The organism is Ensifer sp. SSB1, from assembly GCF_016652895.1.
Taxonomy (GTDB): Bacteria; Pseudomonadota; Alphaproteobacteria; order Rhizobiales; family Rhizobiaceae; genus Ensifer.
In genome coordinates, this window is the sequence record NZ_JAEPRP010000027.1 from 32,013 (window position 1) to 51,999 (window position 19,987).

Annotated in this window: 18 protein-coding genes and 2 pseudogenes; 10 read left to right on the forward strand and 10 right to left on the reverse strand. The window is 63.0% G+C overall.

Translation table 11 applies throughout. The annotated features are described in order from the left end of the window. Together I8N66_RS09540 and I8N66_RS09545 are read right to left on the reverse strand one after the other, a co-directional pair. A pseudogene (locus tag I8N66_RS09540) lies at window positions 1–229 on the reverse strand (3-dehydroquinate synthase); the annotation flags it as partial. Continuing rightward, a complete protein-coding gene (locus tag I8N66_RS09545) occupies window positions 222–812 on the reverse strand; it encodes a shikimate kinase (RefSeq protein ID WP_113538698.1) in 591 nt (196 codons plus the stop codon). The gene I8N66_RS09545 and the pseudogene I8N66_RS09540, both read right to left, overlap by 8 nt. Window positions 813–1,046: 234 nt before the next feature. Between I8N66_RS09545 and I8N66_RS09550 the strand changes: the two genes are divergently transcribed. The 5 genes from I8N66_RS09550 to I8N66_RS09570 all read left to right on the forward strand — a co-directional run bounded on the left by I8N66_RS09550 (window position 1,047) and on the right by I8N66_RS09570 (window position 5,107). After that, window positions 1,047–1,196: a hypothetical protein gene (locus I8N66_RS09550; RefSeq protein WP_113538697.1), complete on the forward strand. Its 150-nt coding sequence runs from the start codon at window positions 1,047–1,049 to the stop codon at window positions 1,194–1,196. Then, window positions 1,193–2,149, forward strand: a complete 957-nt coding sequence (xerD, locus tag I8N66_RS09555; RefSeq protein WP_291152827.1) for a site-specific tyrosine recombinase XerD — start codon at window positions 1,193–1,195, stop codon at window positions 2,147–2,149. Before I8N66_RS09550 ends, xerD begins: the two co-directional genes overlap by 4 nt. A 64-nt stretch (window positions 2,150–2,213) precedes the next feature. Further along, window positions 2,214–3,167, forward strand: a complete 954-nt coding sequence (locus I8N66_RS09560) for an acetyl-CoA carboxylase carboxyltransferase subunit alpha (RefSeq protein ID WP_113538695.1) — start codon at window positions 2,214–2,216, stop codon at window positions 3,165–3,167. Window positions 3,168–3,434: 267 nt separating this feature from the next. Then, the gene (locus I8N66_RS09565; RefSeq protein WP_113538694.1) at window positions 3,435–4,871 is read left to right on the forward strand and encodes a murein L,D-transpeptidase family protein; all 1,437 of its coding nucleotides are present in this window, start codon (window positions 3,435–3,437) and stop codon (window positions 4,869–4,871) included. Next, window positions 4,871–5,107 (forward strand): sulfurtransferase TusA family protein, encoded by a 237-nt coding sequence (locus I8N66_RS09570; RefSeq protein ID WP_113538693.1) that lies wholly within the window; start codon window positions 4,871–4,873, stop codon window positions 5,105–5,107. The genes I8N66_RS09565 and I8N66_RS09570 overlap by 1 nt, the downstream gene beginning before the upstream one ends. 148 nt (window positions 5,108–5,255) lie before the next feature. On the opposite strand, the gene I8N66_RS09575 is transcribed toward I8N66_RS09570, so the two are convergent. Both I8N66_RS09575 and I8N66_RS09580 read right to left on the reverse strand, forming a co-directional pair. Continuing rightward, window positions 5,256–6,422, reverse strand: coding sequence for a GTP-binding protein (locus I8N66_RS09575; protein WP_291152833.1), 1,167 nt, complete (start codon window positions 6,420–6,422; stop codon window positions 5,256–5,258). A gap of 12 nt (window positions 6,423–6,434) precedes the next feature. Then, entirely contained in the window at window positions 6,435–7,505 is a 1,071-nt protein-coding gene (locus tag I8N66_RS09580) for a D-alanyl-D-alanine carboxypeptidase family protein (RefSeq protein WP_291152860.1), read from the reverse strand. 202 nt (window positions 7,506–7,707) lie between these two features. On the opposite strand from I8N66_RS09580, the gene I8N66_RS09585 reads away from it, so the two are divergent. Then, window positions 7,708–8,871: a M20 aminoacylase family protein gene (locus I8N66_RS09585; protein ID WP_291152836.1), complete on the forward strand. Its 1,164-nt coding sequence runs from the start codon at window positions 7,708–7,710 to the stop codon at window positions 8,869–8,871. A 19-nt stretch (window positions 8,872–8,890) separates the two neighbouring features. Further along, window positions 8,891–9,355 carry an Lrp/AsnC ligand binding domain-containing protein gene (locus I8N66_RS09590; protein WP_034806518.1) on the forward strand — a complete coding sequence of 155 codons (465 nt, stop codon included), beginning with the start codon at window positions 8,891–8,893 and terminating at the stop codon, window positions 9,353–9,355. Window positions 9,356–9,421: 66 nt separating this feature from the next. Here the strand turns inward: I8N66_RS09590 and I8N66_RS09595 are convergent, their stop codons facing one another. Then, window positions 9,422–10,474, reverse strand: coding sequence for an NAD(P)-dependent alcohol dehydrogenase (locus I8N66_RS09595; protein WP_291152843.1), 1,053 nt, complete (start codon window positions 10,472–10,474; stop codon window positions 9,422–9,424). 217 nt (window positions 10,475–10,691) lie between these two features. Here I8N66_RS09595 and I8N66_RS09600 point away from each other — a divergent pair, with 217 nt between their 5' ends. Then, window positions 10,692–11,630, forward strand: a complete 939-nt coding sequence (locus I8N66_RS09600) for an AraC family transcriptional regulator (protein ID WP_113538688.1) — start codon at window positions 10,692–10,694, stop codon at window positions 11,628–11,630. A gap of 53 nt (window positions 11,631–11,683) precedes the next feature. On the opposite strand, the gene I8N66_RS09605 is transcribed toward I8N66_RS09600, so the two are convergent. Next, window positions 11,684–12,118, reverse strand: coding sequence for an Lrp/AsnC family transcriptional regulator (locus I8N66_RS09605; protein ID WP_223725414.1), 435 nt, complete (start codon window positions 12,116–12,118; stop codon window positions 11,684–11,686). A 126-nt stretch (window positions 12,119–12,244) separates the two neighbouring features. Here I8N66_RS09605 and I8N66_RS09610 point away from each other — a divergent pair, with 126 nt between their 5' ends. Then, on the forward strand, window positions 12,245–15,301 hold the full coding sequence (locus I8N66_RS09610) for an aminotransferase class III-fold pyridoxal phosphate-dependent enzyme (protein WP_291152851.1): 3,057 nt from the start codon (window positions 12,245–12,247) through the stop codon (window positions 15,299–15,301). A 116-nt stretch (window positions 15,302–15,417) separates the two neighbouring features. Continuing rightward, a complete protein-coding gene (locus tag I8N66_RS09615) occupies window positions 15,418–16,428 on the forward strand; it encodes an amino acid ABC transporter substrate-binding protein (protein ID WP_162768804.1) in 1,011 nt (336 codons plus the stop codon). A gap of 248 nt (window positions 16,429–16,676) precedes the next feature. On the opposite strand, the gene I8N66_RS09620 is transcribed toward I8N66_RS09615, so the two are convergent. The 4 genes and pseudogenes from I8N66_RS09620 to I8N66_RS09635 form a co-directional block, all read right to left on the reverse strand. Further along, a complete protein-coding gene (locus I8N66_RS09620; RefSeq protein ID WP_291152854.1) occupies window positions 16,677–17,564 on the reverse strand; it encodes a branched-chain amino acid ABC transporter permease in 888 nt (295 codons plus the stop codon). Window positions 17,565–17,588: 24 nt separating this feature from the next. Beyond that, window positions 17,589–18,323, reverse strand: coding sequence for an ABC transporter ATP-binding protein (locus I8N66_RS09625; RefSeq protein ID WP_223727833.1), 735 nt, complete (start codon window positions 18,321–18,323; stop codon window positions 17,589–17,591). Window positions 18,324–18,420: 97 nt separating this feature from the next. After that, window positions 18,421–19,584, reverse strand: a complete 1,164-nt coding sequence (locus I8N66_RS09630) for an ABC transporter substrate-binding protein (RefSeq protein ID WP_291152856.1) — start codon at window positions 19,582–19,584, stop codon at window positions 18,421–18,423. A 21-nt stretch (window positions 19,585–19,605) separates the two neighbouring features. Then, a pseudogene (locus I8N66_RS09635) lies at window positions 19,606–19,987 on the reverse strand (ABC transporter); the annotation flags it as partial.

The following is a 19,987-nucleotide window of genomic DNA, read 5'->3' on the forward strand; positions in this document are numbered from 1 at the left end:
GCGACACCGCATCGATGTCACGCTCCTTCAGGCTCGCCATCAGCGCCTCGAGGTAGCGCGGCGCCACGTTCTCGTCGGTGATCACGGCCATCTTGCGCCCCTTGAGGCGGGCGGCGATCTCCTGGCCGGCGGCGGCAATCAGCCCGGGGCCGATCAGGATGTCATAGGAACGATCGCCGAGATCGACGCGGACCTTGCGTTCGGCAGCGGGCAGCGCATGGCTATTCATGGTTCTTCTTGTCCTGGTATTCGATGACGGCGGCGAGAACTTCTTCCACCATCGTCTCTTTCTTCACATCACGCGACAGCACCGTCAGATCCGCTTCCGAATAGATCGGGTAGCGCGCATTCATCAGGTTTTCGAGCGTCTGCTTGGGGTTTTCCGTCTTCAGGAGCGGCCGGGTGTCGCGCTTGTTGACCCGCTCCCAGAGCACGTCGAGCTCGGCGTTGAGCCAGACCGTCAGGCCGCCCTTCTTGATCTGCCGGCGCGAACGCTCGTTGATATAGGCGCCGCCACCGGTCGAGACCACGCGCGGACCGCTGCGCAGCAGGCGCTTCAAGACCCGCGTTTCGAGTGCCCGGAACTCCTCCTCGCCATAGCGGGCGAAGAGATCCGTGATCGTCATGCGCGAGACGCGCTCGATCTCATGGTCGGAATCGACGAAGGGAATGCCGAGCGCCTGGGCCGTCAATCTTCCGATTGCGGACTTGCCGGCACCCATGAGTCCGATGAACACGAGATTGCGTTTACCGAGTACAAGCTTCGCCCGCTCGGCAAGCGTTGCGGAAACCGGTTCGATCACGTCGTTCATTGGACTTCTTATTCCCCATTCCCTTTCGGTATCGACAAATCGGGGTGTAGCGTCAAGTCGTCGCGCGCGTCCGCTCACGGTTCTTGAACTCGGCCGAAGTGGCGTTCATATAGGTCTGGCACCCGCCGTGCGCCGCGCGTTCACTCGAGCGCGTGAAACGCACTGGCCGTTTGAACACCTGCATGCGTATCCTTGCGTCCGCGTCGACGAAGGGCACATGCAGAGGAGATTGAGATGCCGACCCTATTCCGGTTCCTGTTCTTCTGCGCCGTTATCGCCGGAATAGTGTATGGCACGATGGTCTCTCTCGTCACCTTCGTCGACCCGGTAGAACGCGACGTGACCGTGAAGATTCCGTCCGAGCGGGTGAACAAGACCCAATGAGCGATCTTTCCGCAGCCCATGTCGAGGCCTTTCTCGAAATGATGAGTGCCGAACGCGGCGCTGCGGTCAACACGCTGCAATCCTATGAGCGCGACCTGGAGGATGCTTCTTCGCATCTGCGCACGCTCGGAGCCGGTCTGACGGCGGCGACGCCTGACGATCTTCGCAGCTACCTCGCTCATCTCGCCAGCCAGGGCTTCAAGCCCTCCTCGCAGGCCCGACGACTGTCGGCGCTCCGGCAATTCTACAAGTTCCTCTACGCCGAGGGTATGCGCAGCGACGATCCTACCGGCATCCTCGACGCGCCGAAGAAGGGACGCAGCCTGCCGAAGACGCTGAGCGTCGATGATGTCTCGCGGCTGATCGGCCAGGCGGAAACCGAAGCTTCGGCCGGCGGGCCTGACCGGCTTGCCAGGCTGCGCATGCATGCGCTGATCGAACTGCTCTATGCAACCGGCATGCGCGTCAGCGAACTCGTGTCCCTGCCGGCAAGCGTGCTGGCGCAGAACGGCCGCTTCCTGGTCATTCGCGGCAAAGGCAACAAGGAGCGGCTCGTTCCGCTCTCGCACGCCGCGATCCGCGCGATGCGGGCCTATGGCGAAACGCTCGCCGAGGAAGTGGCCAAGGTGGACGTGGGCAACCGCGAAAGCCCGTGGCTCTTCCCCTCCTCCGGCAAGCAGGGCTTCCTGCCGCGCCAAGTTTTTGCCCGGGATCTGAAATCGCTCGCAGCTCGGGCCGGCGTAAGGGTCGCCACGATCTCTCCGCACGTGCTGCGGCATGCCTTCGCCAGCCACCTGCTCGCCAATGGCGCCGACCTTCGCGCGGTGCAGGAACTGCTGGGGCATTCAGACATTTCAACGACACAAATCTATACGCATGTGCTGGAAGAACGGCTGCACAACCTCGTGCAAAACCATCACCCTCTTGCCAAACAGGCGAAAAAACAGGATTAGGACCGCCGGGCAGGCTGGTTTCGGCCCGCAGACCCTTGTCGCAAAATGATCGGAAACGCATCTCATGCACAACTATCTCGATTTCGAAAAGCCCATCTCCGACCTCGAAGGCAAGATTCTCGAATTGAAGAAGCTCGCCGGCGAAGACGAGAGCGTGAACACTTCGGATGAGATCGAACGCCTTGAGACGCGCGTCCGCGACGCGATGGTCGAGATCTACTCCAAGCTGACGCCCTGGCAGAAGACCCAGGTCGCCCGTCACCCCCAGCGCCCGCACTTCCTGGATTACGCCGCCGAGCTCTTCACCGAGTTCACGCCGCTTGCCGGCGACCGCAACTTCGCCAACGACGACGCCATTCAGGCCGGTCTTGCGCGGTTCCGCGGCATGCCGGTGGCCGTTCTCGGCCAGGAGAAGGGCAACGACACGAAGTCGCGTATCAAGCACAATTTCGGCAGCCCTCGCCCCGAAGGCTACCGCAAGGCGATCCGCGTCATGGAAATGGCCGATCGCTTCGGCCTGCCGCTGATCACTCTGGTCGATACTGCAGGCGCCTATCCGGGCGTTAACGCCGAGGAGCGTGGACAGGCGGAAGCCATCGCCCGCTCGACCGAGATGTGCCTGAACGTCCGCGTGCCAATCGTCACCGTCGTCATCGGCGAAGGCGGCTCCGGCGGCGCGATTGCGATTGCCACCGGCAACCGCGTCTACATGCTGGAACATGCGATCTACAGCGTCATCTCGCCGGAAGGTGCAGCCTCGATCCTCTGGCGCGATTCGACCCGCGCCAAGGAAGCCGCCAGCAATATGAAGATCACGTCGGAGGACCTGAAGGCACTCGGCGTCATCGACGGCATCATTCAGGAGCCGGTCGGCGGCGCGCACCGCGACCCGGAAGCGGTCATCGGCCGCACCGGAACGGTGATTGCCGACGCGCTGAAGGAACTTTCCGGACGTAATGGCGACCAGTTGCGCACGGACCGCCGACAAAAGTACCTCAATATCGGCCGCAACCTCTAAACCGGAGCGGCACGCGGGCGGAAATCCCACGCCCTCTGCCTCTATCCATCCGGATGGTGCGCGATTGCGGGAGCAAATTTCGCAACTGCAAAGCGGAGTGTGGCCAAATCTTGGCCATATTCATGAGGTCATGAACAGCGCATCGGCAGGTGTCCCCTGCAGGGTTAAGAATTCGTGAAGTATAATCGCTTAGTGATTCTCTGAAGAGCCCACCCCTCGCGGACTTGGGCTTTCCTAGTCGAGTTGGGTTTGAACGGGCCTCTGCTGATGCGTTTCAGGAACCTTGTAGCCTCCGCCGCCATTGTCGCCGCGCTTGCCGGTTGCACCAATGAAACGCTGGATACGACGACGTCGGTCGACATCAAGTCCGTCAAGAACAAGACCGACTACCAGCTTTCTGCCCCGATGATCAGAAAGATGAGCGAACTCGGGATGCAGAAGCAGGCCCCGATCGCGCTGCGCATCTTCAAGGAAGAAGGCACGCTCGAAGTCTGGAAGGCCAACACCGCCAACCGCTTCCAACTCCTGAAGACCTATAAGATCTGCGCCTGGTCCGGCAAGCTCGGGCCGAAGGTGAAGGAAGGCGACCGCCAGGCGCCGGAAGGCTTCTACCCGCTCTTCCCGCACCAGATGAACCCCAATTCGAACTATTACCTGGCGATCAACACCGGCTACCCCAACGCCTTCGACAAGGCGAACGGCCGACAGGGCACGCACCTGATGATCCACGGCGCCTGCTCGTCGTCGGGCTGCTACTCGATGACCGACGAGCAGATGATCGAGATTTTCGCGCTCGCGAGGGATAGCTTCAAGGGTGGCCAGGAAAGCGTTCAGCTCCAGGCCTTCCCCTTCCGCATGACCGCGGAAAACATGGCGCGCCATCGCAACAATCCGAACATCGATTTCTGGAAGATGCTGAAGGTCGGCTACGACCAGTTCGAGGTCACCAAACGCCCGCCTGAAGTCAACGTCTGCGAGAAGAAGTACGTCTTCAACCAACAGGCCTCCGGCGCGTTCAATCCGAGCGGCCAGTGCCCGGCCATGTCGACCCCGCCGGCGCTGCAGGTAGCGATGGCCGGCTTCGAGAAGACCTACCAGACCGACTACGACAAGGCCATGAAGAAGTATGACGGCATGGTCTGGTACGAGCCGAGCGAAGCCGAGCGCAAGGCGATCGTCGCCAAGCAGCGCGTCGGCCGCGAACTCGCCTATGCGCCGACCGGCAACTCGCTTGACGCCGGCAAGATGATGAAGGCCAGCGACCTCGAAAAGAAGCTTGCCGAGCAGAAGGAAGCGGAAGAGACCAAGCAGGCCGTCGAGATCCAGAAGAAGGAACTCGAAAAGGCGACCGACGGCGGCAAGCACGTCCCGGTTCCGGCCGCCAATCCCGTTCCGCAGCCAGTGATGCAGGCGGCGGTCGAACAGCCGAAGAAATCCTTCTGGAGCCTGTTCTCGAAGAGCGAGCCGGAATTGCAGATGCCGGCCCCGGTGGTCATCACGCCGGACCAGCAGGCGACCGCCGCACCGCAGGCGCAGCCGGCTCCGGCAACGACCGCAAAGCAGGCGAAAACAGCGGCTCCCGTCGCCCAACAGCAGGCCGCAACCGTGGCAGCGCCACCGGCAACCGATGCGACCGCCGAAGCGCCTGTCCTCACCGAAGAGCCGCCGAAGAAGCGCCCCTTCTGGAAGATCTGGGGCAATTGATGCCTGACGAGACCAAGATCGTCTACGACCTCAGGGGGCTTAAATGCCCCCTTCCCGTTTTGAAGACGCGCAAACGCATGACTTCGCTGGCGCCGGGCGCGTTGCTGGAGATCGAGACGACAGATCCTCTGGCGGTGATCGACATCCCGCATTTCTGCAATGAGGACGGCCACAAGCTCGTGGAAGCGGCCCCCGCGGACGGCGGTCACCGGTTCCTCATCCGCAAGGGCGCCTGAGACGCACCAGGCGGCAACCCGGCTTGGCTTGTGCTATGTGAGCGCAACTCCGGACGCAAAACCGCTTCGCGCTTCTCCTGGAGCTTGCTTCAAACCTAAATCGCAACTCCGGACGCAAAACCGCTTCGCGCTTTTCCTGGAGCTTGCTTTAGAACCGCATGCCGGGCACGGCGAGTGGGTTGTCCGAAAGCGCCTGGGCGTCCGGCCGGTCGATGCGTGGCTTGCCGGTGAAGGCGTCGAAGAGATCGCGGACGAAGTCTTCCGTCAGCCCCTTGGTGATCAGCACCATGCGCGTGCGCCGGTCATTCGGGTCCGGCCAGGCGGCGAGCCGCTCTGGCGTGTGGAAGACGTTCTGCACCCCATGCAGCACCAGCGGCCGGTCCGGCCTGTCGGCAACCGCGACGATCGCCTTCATACGAAGCAACTTTTCGCCATGCGCCGAGCGCAGGAGGTCGATGAACATGTCGAGCGCCATCGGTTCGATCGGACGGTCGTGCACGATGCTGAAGGAACGGATGTCGCCGCCATGTCGCGTCACATCATGGTGCTGATGATGATCGTGACCATGGTGATGATCGTGGCCGTGGTGATGGTCCCCGTGATCGTGGTCACCGTGGTCGTGATGATGATGGTCGTGGTGCGCCTCGTCCTGCAGCCAGCGCCCCACATCGGCGATCTTTGACGACGGATCGTAGAGCCCGCAGTCGAACAGCTCGGCGCGTCCCGCCTCGGCGCTGTCGCCATCGATCAGCGGCGCACGCGGATTGAGCGCGCGGATTCGCGCCGTCAACTCGTCGTGTTGGGCAGCGTCGGCGAGACCGGTCTTGCTGATGACGATGCGGTCGGCGACGGCAACCTGCTTCAAGGCTTCTTCGTGGTTTGCAATCGTCTGCAGGCCGTTCACGGCGTCGACAACGGTGACGACTCCGTCCAGCCGAATATTCTGCGCGATGATAGGATTGCCGATCACCGACTGCAGCACCGGCGCCGGATCGGCAAGGCCGGTCGTTTCGATGACGACGCGCTTCAGCGGCTTGATCTTGCCGGTCTGCATGCGATCCATGAGATCGGCGAGCGTATCGACCAGTTCGCCACGCACCGTGCAGCAGAGGCAGCCGTCGGAAAGCTCGATGACACCGTCGCTGGAGGCTTCCACCAGCAGATGATCGATCGAGACGTCGCCAAACTCGTTGATGATGACGGCGGTGTCGGAAAGGTCGGGATCTTTCAGCAGCCGGTTGAGCAATGTCGTCTTGCCCGCACCGAGAAAGCCGGTGAGGATCGAGACCGGCACCGCCGGCAAGGGGCTAACCATCATGAACTCCGATCAGAATGTCGGCCGCGGCACGGGGATCGGCACATTGACGGCGTCACCTTGCGCGGTCTCTTCGGCGACGACCTTCGGCGCCTTCTCCCCGCTGCCGGCAATGAGGCCGGCAAAGGCGAGCTTCAGCGGCCGGTTGATTTCGTGGATATAGGGCGACAGCAGTTTCTGCCGTCCAGCCTCGTCGCGGCCTTCGCTGCGCACCTTGGCGGCCGCCTTCGAGCAGATCTGCTTGCTGACATCGGCCACCATGTCGCGCGTTTCGCCATAGGCCGGAATCTGTACCAGCGATGGCTTGCCGTTGCCGCTCGTCGTCAGCGCCATCTGCAACAGACGCGCGGATTCGTCGGTACGCGCGCCGAGGCTATCTTCGCCGAGCACGACCGATACAACGCTGCGGCCGTCACGGGTGGCTGACGATACCTGGTTGAAGCCGGAGGCGCAGATGAAGCCGGTCTTCATGCCGTCAGCACCTTCGAAGCGGCCGATCAGCTTGTTGTAGTTCGGATAGTCCTTCTTGCCGGTGGTAATGCCCTCCAGCGAGAAATAGGAGGCGTATTGTGGGAATTCACGTTTCAGCGTGATTGCCAGCACCGCGAGATCGCGGGCCGTCGTGTACTGGCCGGCACCGGGCAATCCGTTGGGATTGATGAAGTTGGACGAGGTCATGCCGATGCGGCGCGCCTCGGCGTTCATGCGCTCGATGAAGGCGGGCTCGGAACCACCGACCGTCTCGGCAATCGCGACGGCGACGTCGTTTGCCGATTTGACCAGCATCATCTTCAACGCACTGTCGAGCGTCATTGCCTGGCCGGGCTTGTAGAACATCTTGCTCGGTGGCTCGGACGCAGCGTTCTTGGTCATGATGACAGGGCTTTCGAGCGTAAGCTGCCCCGACTTGATCGCGCGGAAAGTCGTATAGGCCGTCATTAGCTTGGTCAGCGACGCCGGATACCATTTCTGGAAGATATCCTGATGCTCGTAGACCTTCAGCGAATTGACGTCGACGACGAGCCTCGGATTGGCCGCGGCCGGCAGCGCCGCAAGAAGCGTTGCGCAGGCAAGCGCCGTCACTCCCAGCGCCTTCATCTTGCCACGCGTGAAAAATCCTGCTGTCACCACGATAGAACCTCGAAAATCCGCTGTTGCCTCGTCTCGTCCGGCTATTTAGCCTATATGGCGAGGAGATGGCAAAGCCCATTCACAGGGCCCGGTGCCAATCCACCGCAGAGACGCAGATACAATTAGTAATCGAACAGACCGACAGGACGAACCGATGCCGATACTCAACCGTGCCGCCGAGCTCCAGAACGAAGTCACCGAATGGCGGCGCCACCTGCACAAGAACCCCGAGCTCCTGTTCGCGGTGGAGAATACGGCAGCCTTCGTCGAAAAGAAACTGAAGGAATTCGGTGTTGACGAAGTCGTGACGGGCCTTGGCCGCACCGGCGTCGTCGGCCTGATCCGCGGCAATCTCGGCGCGGGCCGCACCATCGGTCTTCGCGCCGACATGGATGCGCTGCCGATCACCGAGACCAGCGGCAAGCCCTGGGCGTCTGAGACATCCGGCAAGATGCATGCCTGCGGCCATGACGGACATACCGCCATGCTGCTCGGTGCTGCGAAGTATCTCGCCGAGACCCGCAATTTCGCAGGCAATGTCGCGGTCATCTTCCAGCCCGCCGAAGAAGGCGGCGGCGGCGGCAACGAGATGGTCAAGGACGGCATGATGGAGCGCTTCGCCATCGCGGAAGTCTACGGCATGCACAACATGCCGGGCATGGCCATCGGCCAGTTCGGCAGCCGCGTCGGCCCGATCATGGCCTCGACCGATGAATTCACCATCACCATCAAGGGCCGCGGCGGCCATGCGGCGCAGCCGCACAGGACGATCGACCCGATCATCGTCGGCACCCAGATCGTGACGGCGCTGCAGACGATCGCGTCCCGCACTGTCGATCCGCTCGCCTCGGTCGTCGTCTCCGTCACCAAGTTCAACGCCGGCTTCGCCCATAACGTCATTCCGGAGGACGCCGTTCTCGGCGGCACCGTGCGCACCCTCGTGCCCGAAGTGCGCGACATCGGCGAGAGCCGCATCCGCACGATCGCCGAGGGGGTTGCCCAGATCTACGGCGCGACCGTTACCGTCCAGTACAACCGCAACTATCCGGTGACCGTGAACCATGCCGAAGAAACCGGTTATGCGCTCAAGGCCGCAGCCGAGATTGCCGGGACAAGCAACGTCAAGCCGTCGCTCGATCCGATGATGGGCGGCGAGGACTTCTCCTACATGCTGCTCGCGCGTCCCGGCGCCTTCGTCTTCATGGGCAACGGCGACACCGCCGGGCTGCACCACCCCGCCTACGACTTCAATGACGAGGCGATCCCGCACGGCATCTCCTACTGGGTGAAGCTCGCGGAAACTAGACTTGCCGCCTGAGGCATCGGTGGGAGGAACCATGCATCAGATCGACAAGATTGACCGTAGAATTCTCAACATCCTCCAGGCGGATGGACGCATCACCAACCTGGAGCTTGCCGATCGTATCGGCCTGTCGCCGACGGCGACCAGCGAGCGGTTGCGCCGACTGTTGAAGGAGGGATACGTCTCGGGTTTCGGCGCGCGGCTCGATCCGCAGAAGCTCGGCTTCGGCCTGCTGGTCTTCATCGAGGTCATGCTCGACAAGACGACGCCCGATGTCTTCGATCAGTTTGCCGCCGCCGTCAAACAGGCGCCGGCCGTGCTCGAATGCCACATGGTGGCGGGCGGCTTCGACTATCTGGTCAAGACCCGCTTCGAGGACATGGCGGCCTACCGCAACTTCCTCGGCCAGGTGCTCTGGACGCTTCCGGGCGTCAAGGAGACCCGCACCTATGCTGTCATGGAGGAGATCAAGAACGACGGACCGTTGCCGCTCGTGTAAGCCTCTGCCGCAGAAAAATAAGAACGGCCCGGGATCCGCTCAGATCCCGGGCCGCCTGCTTTCAACTTAGGCTGCGTCCTGCAACGACGCCATGTCGATCACGAAGCGGTAGCGCACGTCGCTCCTGACGACGCGTTCATAGGCTTCGTTGATCTCCTGGATGCGGATCGTTTCGATTTCCGAGAGGATGTTGTGCTCGCCGCAGAAGTCGAGCATCTCCTGGGTTTCCTTGATCGAACCGATCATCGAGCCGGAAATGCTGCGGCGGGCCGGCACCAGCGCAAACGCATGCACCGGCACCGCGTTTTCCGGAATGCCGACCAACACGAAATCGCCATCGACCTTCAACAGGCTGACATAGGCGTTCCAGTCGATCTCGGCCGCAACCGTGCAGATGATCAGGTCGAACGTGCCTGCCAGCGCCTTGAAGGTCTCGGGGTCGTTGGTCGCGTAGTAGTGATCGGCGCCGAGCTTCAGCCCGTCTTCCTTCTTGGAAAGCGTCTGGCTGAGAACCGTTACGTCGGCGCCCATGGCATGCGCCAGCTTGACGCCCATATGGCCAAGACCGCCCATGCCGACGATCGCGACCTTCTTGCCGGGACCAGCCTTCCAGTGGCGCAGCGGCGAATAGAGCGTGATGCCGGCGCACAAAAGCGGCGCGGCAGCGACGAGCGGCAAGTTTTCCGGGATCGACAGAACGTAGCCTTCCTTGACGACGATGCTGTCGGAATAGCCGCCCTGGGTCGGCGTCTTGCCGTCGGCTTCGACGCCGTTATAGGTCGCGATCAGCCCGGGCATGTAGTGTTCCAGGTCCAGGTCGCGCGTGGCGCAGGTGGTGCAGGAATCGACGAAGCAGCCGACGCCGGCGCGATCGCCGACCTTGAACTTCGTCACCTTGGAGCCGACCGCCGTCACGATGCCGACGATCTCGTGGCCGGGGACCATCGGGAAGGCCGAATTGCCCCATTCGTTGCGGGCCTGGTGAATATCCGAATGGCAGACGCCGCAATACTTGATCTCGATCACCACATCGTCGTCGCGCGGTTCGCGGCGCTCGAAGGTGAAGGGCGTAAGCGGCTTCGATGCATCGGTCGCCGCATATCCTCTTGCAATGGCCATCAGTCTGTCCTCATTTTGGGAAAGGGTGCAGGTCCGGAGGGAGCCCGGCCTGACGCACCCGGACTATGGCGGTACGGACGCCGCCAGCGTTAGAGCGATCCTGCAAAGTTTTTGCACGATCCTGCGAGAATGAGATAAGGCCACTGGAGATGGGACACGAAAGGCTTATCTGAGCTTCACCTCAGACAATGCTAAGCCGCTGGAAAGACCGTAGATTATGACAATCACGCGACAAACCGCCCGCCACGAGATGATCGATATCATTGCCCGGTTCGCCGAAAAGGACGGCGACCACATGACCGGTATTTCCGGCCTGAGCGTCCATCGCCATGGCGGCGAGGCGCCGGTCAATTGCTCTGCTTACCGGCCGAGCCTGGCGATTATCGTGCAGGGCGCAAAGCGCGTGGTTCTCGGGGAGGAGACGCTGATTTACGGCGCTTCCGACTATCTCCTGACCTCGATCGACCTGCCGGTTCTCTCGCAGGTCTGCCAGTCCTCGGCGGAAGAGCCCTATCTCAGCATGGCCTTCACGCTCGACCCCGGCAAGATCCAGGCACTGCTGGCCTCGCTCAGCCAGTGGCCGGCGCCCACGGCCTCACCCCGCGGCATGACGGTCAGCAAGATCACCACCGATCTCGAAGACGCGACCCTTCGGCTCCTGCGCCTGGTTGAGCGGCCGGATGACGTCCCGGCGCTGCTGCCGCTGATCGAGCAGGAAATCCTCTACCGCCTGCTGACCGGACCGCACGGTCACCGCCTCAGGCAGATGGCGACCACCGACAGCCAGCCGCATCAGGTGGGGCGCGCCGTCGCCTGGCTGAAGGAACACTACTCGCGGCCGCTCCGGATCGACGACCTTGCCAACCGCGTGTCGATGAGCGTCTCGTCGCTGCACCATCACTTCAAGGCGATCACCGCCATGAGTCCGCTGCAATACCAGAAGCAGCTTCGGCTGCAGGAGGCGCGCCGGCTGATGCTGGAGGAGAGCCTCGACGCCGGCGACGCCGGCCATCAGGTCGGCTACGAAAGCCAGTCGCAGTTCAGCCGCGAATATTCCCGGCATTTTGGAGAGCCGCCGATGCGCGACATCGGCCGCGTGCGCCGCTCGCTGCTCGAACGCTTCGCTGGTGAAACGGAAATGCTCAGCGAAGGCTGAAGCGATTCCGTTCAATATCACCTTGGTATCGGGCAACCAGTATCCCGAGGCTATCAGCTCCGCTCGATATCCCGTCGGAGCACGATCGAGGTCGTCAGGTCCTCGACATTCTCCATCGTCGCCACTTCGTTGCGAAGCTCGTTGAGTGCATTGATCGATCCGACTTCGACCTCGACGACAAGATCCAGTTGGCCACTGACGGACGACACCTTGCGGACGGCGGAGACGCCGGCGAGCCGGTCGAGCACACCGATCGATGGCGTGCGCTTCAGGGTCACCAGCAGGAAAGCGTGGATGGTGCCTTCGTCCAGCTGACCGATATCGGCGCGATAGCCCCTGATGATACCGGCCTTCTCCAGCCTGCTCACCCGCTCCGTCGTTGCGCTTCGGGAAAGTCCGATCCTGCCCGCCAGCGACTTCATCGGGATGCGCGCCTCGCGCGTCAGGATGCTGAGGATGGTGCGATCGATCGCATCTATATCGTTCAAGTTTCGTCCTCCGGCCGCGCCGACAAGATGACGGTTATTATAAACAAAGTGCCGGTGCAACCGGCATATTGCCGGATGCATCGTGGCACAGCCCGTGTAAATCTCCTGGTCGAGATGAGGATCCCCATGAACGATATGCTGACGACCACGCCTGACTTTTCGACCGAAGCGGCAGCCGCGCTGCTGAAGGAGCACTACGGCCTCTCGGGCGCGCTCTCACTGCTTGCCAGCGAACGCGACCAGAACTTCAAGGTCGAGGCTGACGACGGCAGCACCTCTATCCTGAAGATCATCAATGCCGCCGAACCTGAAGTCGAAAGCGATTTCCAGACGGCGCTGCTGAAGCATGTCGGCACCCATGCCGCCGATCTGCCTGTGCCACATATTCGTCCGACATTGACCGGAGCGAGCCTCGCTTCGACGACCAGTGCCCGCGGCGTCACCCATCGTCTGCGGCTCGTGAGCTGGGTCGAGGGCCTGCCGCTTGCCGAAACCGGGCGCAGCGACGCAGCGCTACAGTCGCTTGGGCAGATGCTCGGCCGCTTCGATGCTTCGCTCAAGGGATTCATGCATCCGGGCGCGCTGCGCGACCTCGACTGGGATATCCGCCATGCCGGCCGCTCGGCCGATCGGCTGCATCATGTCGCCTCCGCCGACGATCGCGCTCTGCTCGAACGCTTCCTCACCCGCTTCGAAGTAACCGTAGCGCCGCGGCTTGCCACGCTTCGCGCCGCCGTCATCCACAACGATGCCAACGACTGGAACGTGCTGGTTGCCAAGGCCGATCATGACCACATCTCCGGCCTGATCGATTTCGGCGACGCGCTGCATGCACCCGTGATTGCCGAGGTGGCTATCGCTTCTGCCTATGCCGGGCTCGACCATCCCGATCCGATCGGCGCCGCCGCCGCGATCGCCCGCGGCTTCCATGCGGAGTATCCGCTGGCGGAAGAAGAGGTCGACCTCCTATTCGATCTCATCGCCATGCGCCTCGTCACGTCGGTGACGATCTCGGCGTCCCGCCGCGCCCATACCGACGACAATCCCTATCTGGCGATCAGCGAACGCCCGGCCTGGACGCTGCTGCGCAAGCTCGACCGGATGAACCCGCGTTTTGCCACCGCCATCCTGCGCAAGGCCTGCGGCTTCGAGGCAACCCCCGGCGCACACGCGATTGCCGCCTGGATCCGAGAGAACCGCAAGACGCTGAAACCGCTGCTCGCACGCCCGGCCGCCACCTACCCGGCAGCGCTCGTTCCTTATGGCGACCCGCAGCATCCGATGACGGTGAAATCCGCAGGCGAACAGCCGGATGAGGCCCAGGCGATCTGGGAAGACTATTGCCGCGCGCATGGCGTCGAGCTTGGCATCGGCCCCTTTGGCGAAGAACGTACAGTCTATGCCGGCGAAATGTTCGTCTCTCGCTTCATCGACCACACCCGCCGCACCCGCCATCTCGGCCTCGATCTGTTCATGGCCGCCGGCACCAAGCTCTACACCCCGCTTGCCGCGACCGTGGTCAGCGTCGAGATCGAGAAAGACCCGCTCGGCTATGGCTGCCTGATAGCACTTCGCCACCAGCCGGAGGGCTGCCCGCCCTTCGTCACCCTCTGGGGCCACATGGCGCACGAAGCCATGGGACGCATCAAGGCCGGTGACAGGCTTGTGGCCGGCGCGCTCGTGGGCGAAATGGGGGCTCCGAAGGAGAACGGCGGTTGGGCGCCGCATCTGCATCTGCAGCTTTCGGCCGACACCAGCCTCTCTGCGACCGAAATCCTCGGCGTCGGCGAACCGCAGTTTCTCGACGTCTGGGCCGAACTCTTCCCGGATGCGCGCACCTTTGCCGGCATTGCCGAGGAGTTCTTCGAGAAGAAAGGCCGCTCGCACGAGGAGATCGTCAGAAGGCGCAAGGAACTGCTCTTGCCGAACCTTTCGATCTCCTACGACAAGCCGATCAAGTTCGTGCGCGGCGAAGGCGTGTGGCTGATCGACGACAGCGGCCGCGCCTATCTCGATTGCTTCAACAATGTCTGCCACATCGGCCACGCCCATCCGGCTGTCGTCGAGGCAATGGCCAGACAGGCGGCGATCCTCAACACCAACACCCGCTACCTTCACGACAACATCGTCGCCTATGCCGAGCGGCTGACGGCAACGCTGCCGAAGGAATTGACGGTCGCCGGTTTCGTCAACAGCGGCTCGGAAGCCAATAGCCTGGCGCTACGGCTGATGCGTGCCCATACCGGCCGCGAGAACGCGATCACGCTCGACTGGTCCTATCACGGCACGACACAGGAGCTGATCGACATCAGCCCCTACAAGTTCCGCCGCAAGGGCGGCAAGGGTCCGAAGCCGCATGTGCACGTGGCGACCATTCCCGACAGCTATCATGCACCGGCGGACTGGCCGGCCGAGGAACACGGTAAGCGCTTCGCCGAAAGCGTCGCCGAGCTGATCCAGGCGATGAAGGCCAAGGGCGAAGGTCCGGGCTTCTTCATCGCGGAATCGATCCCGAGCGTCGCAGGCCAGGTGTTCCTGCCGGAGGGCTACCTGAAGGAAGTCTATCGGCTCGTACGCGAGGCCGGCGGCGTCTGCATCGCCGACGAAGTGCAGGTTGGTTTCGGCCGCGTCGGCAGCCATTGGTGGGCCTTCGAGACACAAGGCGTCGTGCCTGACATCGTCACCATGGGCAAGCCGATCGGCGACGGCCATCCGCTCGCCGCCGTCGTCACGACCCGCGAAGTCACCGACAGCTTCAACAACGGCATGGAATACTTCAACACCTTCGGCGGCAACCCGGTCTCCTGCGCCGTCGGCCTCGCCGTGCTCGACGTGATCGAGGGCCAGGATCTGCGCGGCAATGCGCTTTCGGTCGGCAACTATCTGATGGATGCCTTCCGCGCCATGCAGGCCCGCTACGAAGTGATCGGCGACGTACGCGGCATGGGCCTGTTCCTCGGCATCGAACTCGTGACCGACCGCAAGACCAAGGCGCCCGCGACCGAATTCGCCCGCGCCGTCTCCAACGGAGCCCGCCGCCGCGGCGTGCTGATGGGCACCGAAGGTCCGCATGACAACATTCTGAAAATGCGTCCGCCGATGATCTTCTCGAAACGCGATGCGGACCATCTCATCGCCGTCCTCGAAGAGACCTTCGCCGACGTGGCAAGCAGACTCGGCTAAGGCCGGAGCGAATACAGCAAAACGACAGCCGATTGGCCGGGATGTGGACGCATCCCGGCGGCGAAGACGCATGCCCTAAAAACATCAATGAGGAGAACAGGACAATGAAACTTGGAGTGAAACTTGGAGTTCTGGCACTGGCGAGCGCGGCGTTCCTCGCCGGCACCGCCGCCAACGCCGGCATGCTCGACGTGATCAAGGAACGCGGCGAACTTCGCTGCGGCGTCAGCCAGGGCGTGCTCGGCTTTTCCGCGCCCAACGACAAGGGCGAATGGAGCGGCTTCGACATCGATTTCTGCCGCGCCGTGGCCGCTGCAGCGCTCGGCAATCCCGACAAGGTGAAATACGTACCGCTCTCGACCAAGGAGCGCTTCACTGCGTTGCAGTCGGGCGAGGCCGACCTGCTTTCGCGCCAGACCACCTGGACGCTGTCGCGTGACACCGATCTCGGCATGAGCTTCGTCGGCGTCAACTATTATGACGGCCAGGCCTTCATGGTGCGCAACGACCTTGGCGTGAAGAGCGTCAAGGAACTCTCGGGCGCCTCCGTTTGCACCGAGACCGGCACGACGACCGAGCAGAACATGGCCGACTATTTCGGCGCCAACAACATCCAGTACCAGGTGGTGGCTTTCGAAAAGGCCGACCAGACGATCCAGGCCTTCAACACGGCACGCTGCGACGTCTATTCGACCGACGCTTCCGCACTCTACGCCCAGCGCCTGACGCTCAACGATCCCGATCGTTTCGTCGTGCTGCCTGAAGTGATCTCCAAGGAGCCGCTCGGCCCGGCCGTCCGTCAGGGCGACGACCAGTGGTTCAAGGTCGTGCGCTGGACGCTGTTTGCGCTGACCGAGGCGGAAGAGCTCGGCATCACCAAGGACAACGCCGCCAAGCTTCTCGAAAGCGGCACGACCGCCCAGAAGCGTTTCCTCGGCATCGAAAACGAAGCGGGTAAGTCGCTCGGTCTCGATCCGAAATGGGCCTACCAGGCGGTTTCCGCCGTCGGCAACTATGGCGAAATCTTCGAGCGCCACCTCGGCAAGGATAGCCCGCTCAAAATCGAGCGCGGCCTCAACAAACTCTGGAGCCAGGGCGGCCTGATGTACGCCCCGCCGGCACGCTGATCCCGAGCAATTTCCGTCAGGAATTGCGCGAGAGATAAGCGCCAACGAGACGCCGCGGCCCTCCCCGCGGCGTCTTTTCGTTTTTGGGTCACCTTGGAAGCAGGCAGGTGCATCGCGCGATTTTTGGTGACTGAAATACTCACACGATCGGCTCCTCTATCCGCGTCACAATGACAAACGCCGCGACGGGCTTCCATCGCGGCGTTTCTATCGGCATGGAGGCGGCCGATCTCCCGGCCGCTTTGTGCTTAGAGCTTGACGATCGTCTTGCGGGCAAGCAGGCCATGGGGTGCAAAGAGCAACACGCCGATGACAAGCAGGATGGTGAAGGCATCGCGGTAGCTGAGCAGCCCTTCCGGCAGGTAGGCCTGCAGGAACACCTCGATAAAGCCAAGCAGAAAGCCGCCGGCAACCGCACCCGACAGGCTGCCGAGTCCCCCGATGATCGCGGCGATGAAGGCTTTGAGCACCGGCAGGAAACCCATCAGCGGATCGACGCTGCCGCGCTGCGCCACCCAGAGGATGCCGGCAACGCCAGCGAGCAGGCCGGAGATCGCAAAGGCGGTGGCGACCACCGCATTGGCGCGGATGCCCATCAGCCGCACGATGGCGAAATCTTCCGAAGCCGCGCGCATGGCGCGGCCGAGCACAGTCGTTCGCAGGAAAAGGTTGAGGCCGGCGAGCATGATGATCGTGACGAGGATCGACGTGCCCTGGATCAGGCCGAGATGCAGGCCGCCGATCTCGATCGTGCCGGAAAAGCTCTCGGGCATCGGCACCGGCTTCGGGCGAGCGGAGATGAAGTTCTGGAAGAGAACGCGCAGGATGGCGCTGACGGCGAAGCTCGTCAGGAGCAGCGTCGTGCCGCTGGCGCCGCGCACCGGCCGGAAGGCGATCCGCTCCATCAGCATCGCAAGCATGATTGCGATCATCAGCGCGGCGCAGACCGCAAGCGGAAACGGTAGCCCCAGCAACAGCGCGAAGCAGAGGCCGTACCCGGCAGCCGTCATCAGCTCGCCGTGAGCGAAGTTGATGAGCCCCATGATCGAGAAGACGACCGCAAGACCGAGCGCCAGAAGCGCATAGGTGCCACCGAGGCTGAGCGCATTGACGAGCTGCTGCAGGAACATGTCCATGAATTGACCCTCCACGCACTCGGCTCAAGCGCCGAGATAGGCGCCCTGGATTTCGGTTGAATTGCGAAGCTCGGCAGCCGTGCCCGAAAGCACGATCCGGCCGTTGGCCATGACGTAGCCGGTATCGGCGATCTCGAGCGAGAGCGACACGTTCTGCTCGACGAGCAGGATCGTCAGGCCCTTCTGCCGGAGACCGGCGATCAGGTCGAAGATCAGGTCCACCACCTGTGGTGCCAGGCCGAGCGAGGGTTCGTCGAGCAGCAGGAGGTCCGGCGAAGACATCATCGAGCGGGCGATCGCCAGCATCTGCTGTTCGCCGCCGGAGAGCGATCCAGCCTTCTGGGTCAGCCGCTCCTTCAGGATCGGAAACCGCGACAGCATGTCTTCGCGCACCTCAGCGATCGCTCCGCGCGCCTTGTGCATGGCGCCACCGAGGAGCAGGTGTTCGTCGACGGTGAGGCTCGGAAAGATGCGCCGCCCCTCGGGCGTCAGCGTCATGCCGAGCCGGACGATCTGTTCGGGCGCAAGGCCCGAAATGTCCTGGCCGTTGAACGACACGCGTCCGGCCTTTTTGCCCGCCAGGCCGACGAGCGAATTCAGCGTCGAACTCTTGCCGGCGCCGTTGGCGCCGAGCAGCGTCACGATCTGCCCCTTGCCGACGGTGAGGTCGACACCCTTCAGTGCCTCGACCGCGCCATAGGCGACCTTGAGACCGCTGACTTCCAAAAGCGGCTTCGAAACGGGAATTTCACTCATCATCATCGGGGCAAAGTCCTTGCCATGGATTGCGAAGCGCCTGCGGCGGCGACAGCAGAGGCAATCCCCGGCAAGACCGGGGATTGCCCTCTCCGTTCAATCACGGAGCCGGAATGTCGGCTGCCGCCGGAACGCCCTGGCTGATCAGTTCGCGATTGCCACCTTCGATGCGCACCAGCGACACCGAGCGCAGCGGCATACCCTGCGTGCCGGCATAGGTGATCGGGCCGGTCACACCCTGGACGTTTTCGAGCGAAGCAATCGCATTACGGATCGCGACCGGATCGATGCTGTTGGCTTCCGTCACCGCCGCGTCGATCACCTTGCCGAGGTCATAACCGTTGGCGATGTAGACCGTGTCCGGCACCTGGCCGAATTTCTCCTTGTACTTCACGTTGAAGTCGGCGAGCGGGCTGCCTTCGCTGGCAAAGCCGGCAGTGGTGAAGACGACGCCATCGACGGTCGCGCCGAGACCGAACGTCGTCGGCGAGTCGATGCCGTCGCTGCCGAGAATCGGGATCGTCACGCCGGCGCCGCGCAGCTGGCGGATGAAGGCCGGGAAGTCCGGCTCGTAAGCCGCCGTCATGATGACGTCGGGCGCCGGGTTCATCGCCTTGATCTTGGTGACCTCGGCGCCGAAGTCCTGCTGGCCCATGCTGAAGGTGCCCTCTCCGAGCAGCTCGCCGCCCTTGGCGGTGAAGGCTGCAGCGAAATACTCAGGCAGCTTCAGCGTATAGGCGCTGTCGGGCGACTTCAGGATATAGGCCTTCTTGTAGCCCTTCTCGGTGGCGTAGGTGGCAAGCACCGAGGCCTGGACGTTGTCGGCCGGATAGTTGCCGAACATGTAGTCGCCGACCGCGAGCGGCATGGTGGGCGTCGTGGCGCAGAAGGAGAAGGCCGGGATCTGGGCGGCCTGGGTCACCTGGCCGGCAGCGATCGACGGATCGGCGTCACAGGGCGTGATCATGATCTTGACGCCCGCGTCGACCAGTTCCTGCGCCACCAGCGCCGTCTGCGCCGCATCCGAGCGGGTATCCTTGGCAACGAGCTTGATCGGGAACTTGCCGGCAGCACCGCCGGCCGCGTTGATTTCCTCGACAGCCATCTCCAGGCCCTTCAGCGACGGCTGGTCGTAAGGCGCAAGACCACCGGTCTGCGCGGTCGCAAGCCCGATCACCAGGTCTTCCGCAAGCGCCGGCAGAGCCGACAGCGCGAGGCCGCCGAGCATGGGGGTGAGGCACAGGGCCGTTACGTACTTCTTCATCTGAAAAGTTCCCTCTCTTGATTATGCTGGATTGTGCAGGCCCGGCGCGCCGGACGGCAGGCTGGAGACTTCCCCCTCGCCGCTTCGCGCCTGCGCCGATGAGCGGCGGCGGCCAATATAGGCCTCGATGACCGTCTGGTTGGCCTGGATTTCCGCCGGCGTGCCGATGGCGATCTGCTGGCCCTTGTTGAGCACGACGACGACGTCGCAGAGCCGCATGATCAGCTTCAGGTCGTGCTCGACCACGAGCAGGCCGAGGCGATACTTCGTGCGGATGCGATCGAGCACATGCATCAGTTCCTCGGTCTCGGCCGGGTTCATGCCGGCGGCAGGCTCGTCGAGCAGCAAATAACGCGGCTTCAGCGCCAGCGCGCGGGCGATCTCCAGCCGTCTCTGCGCCCCA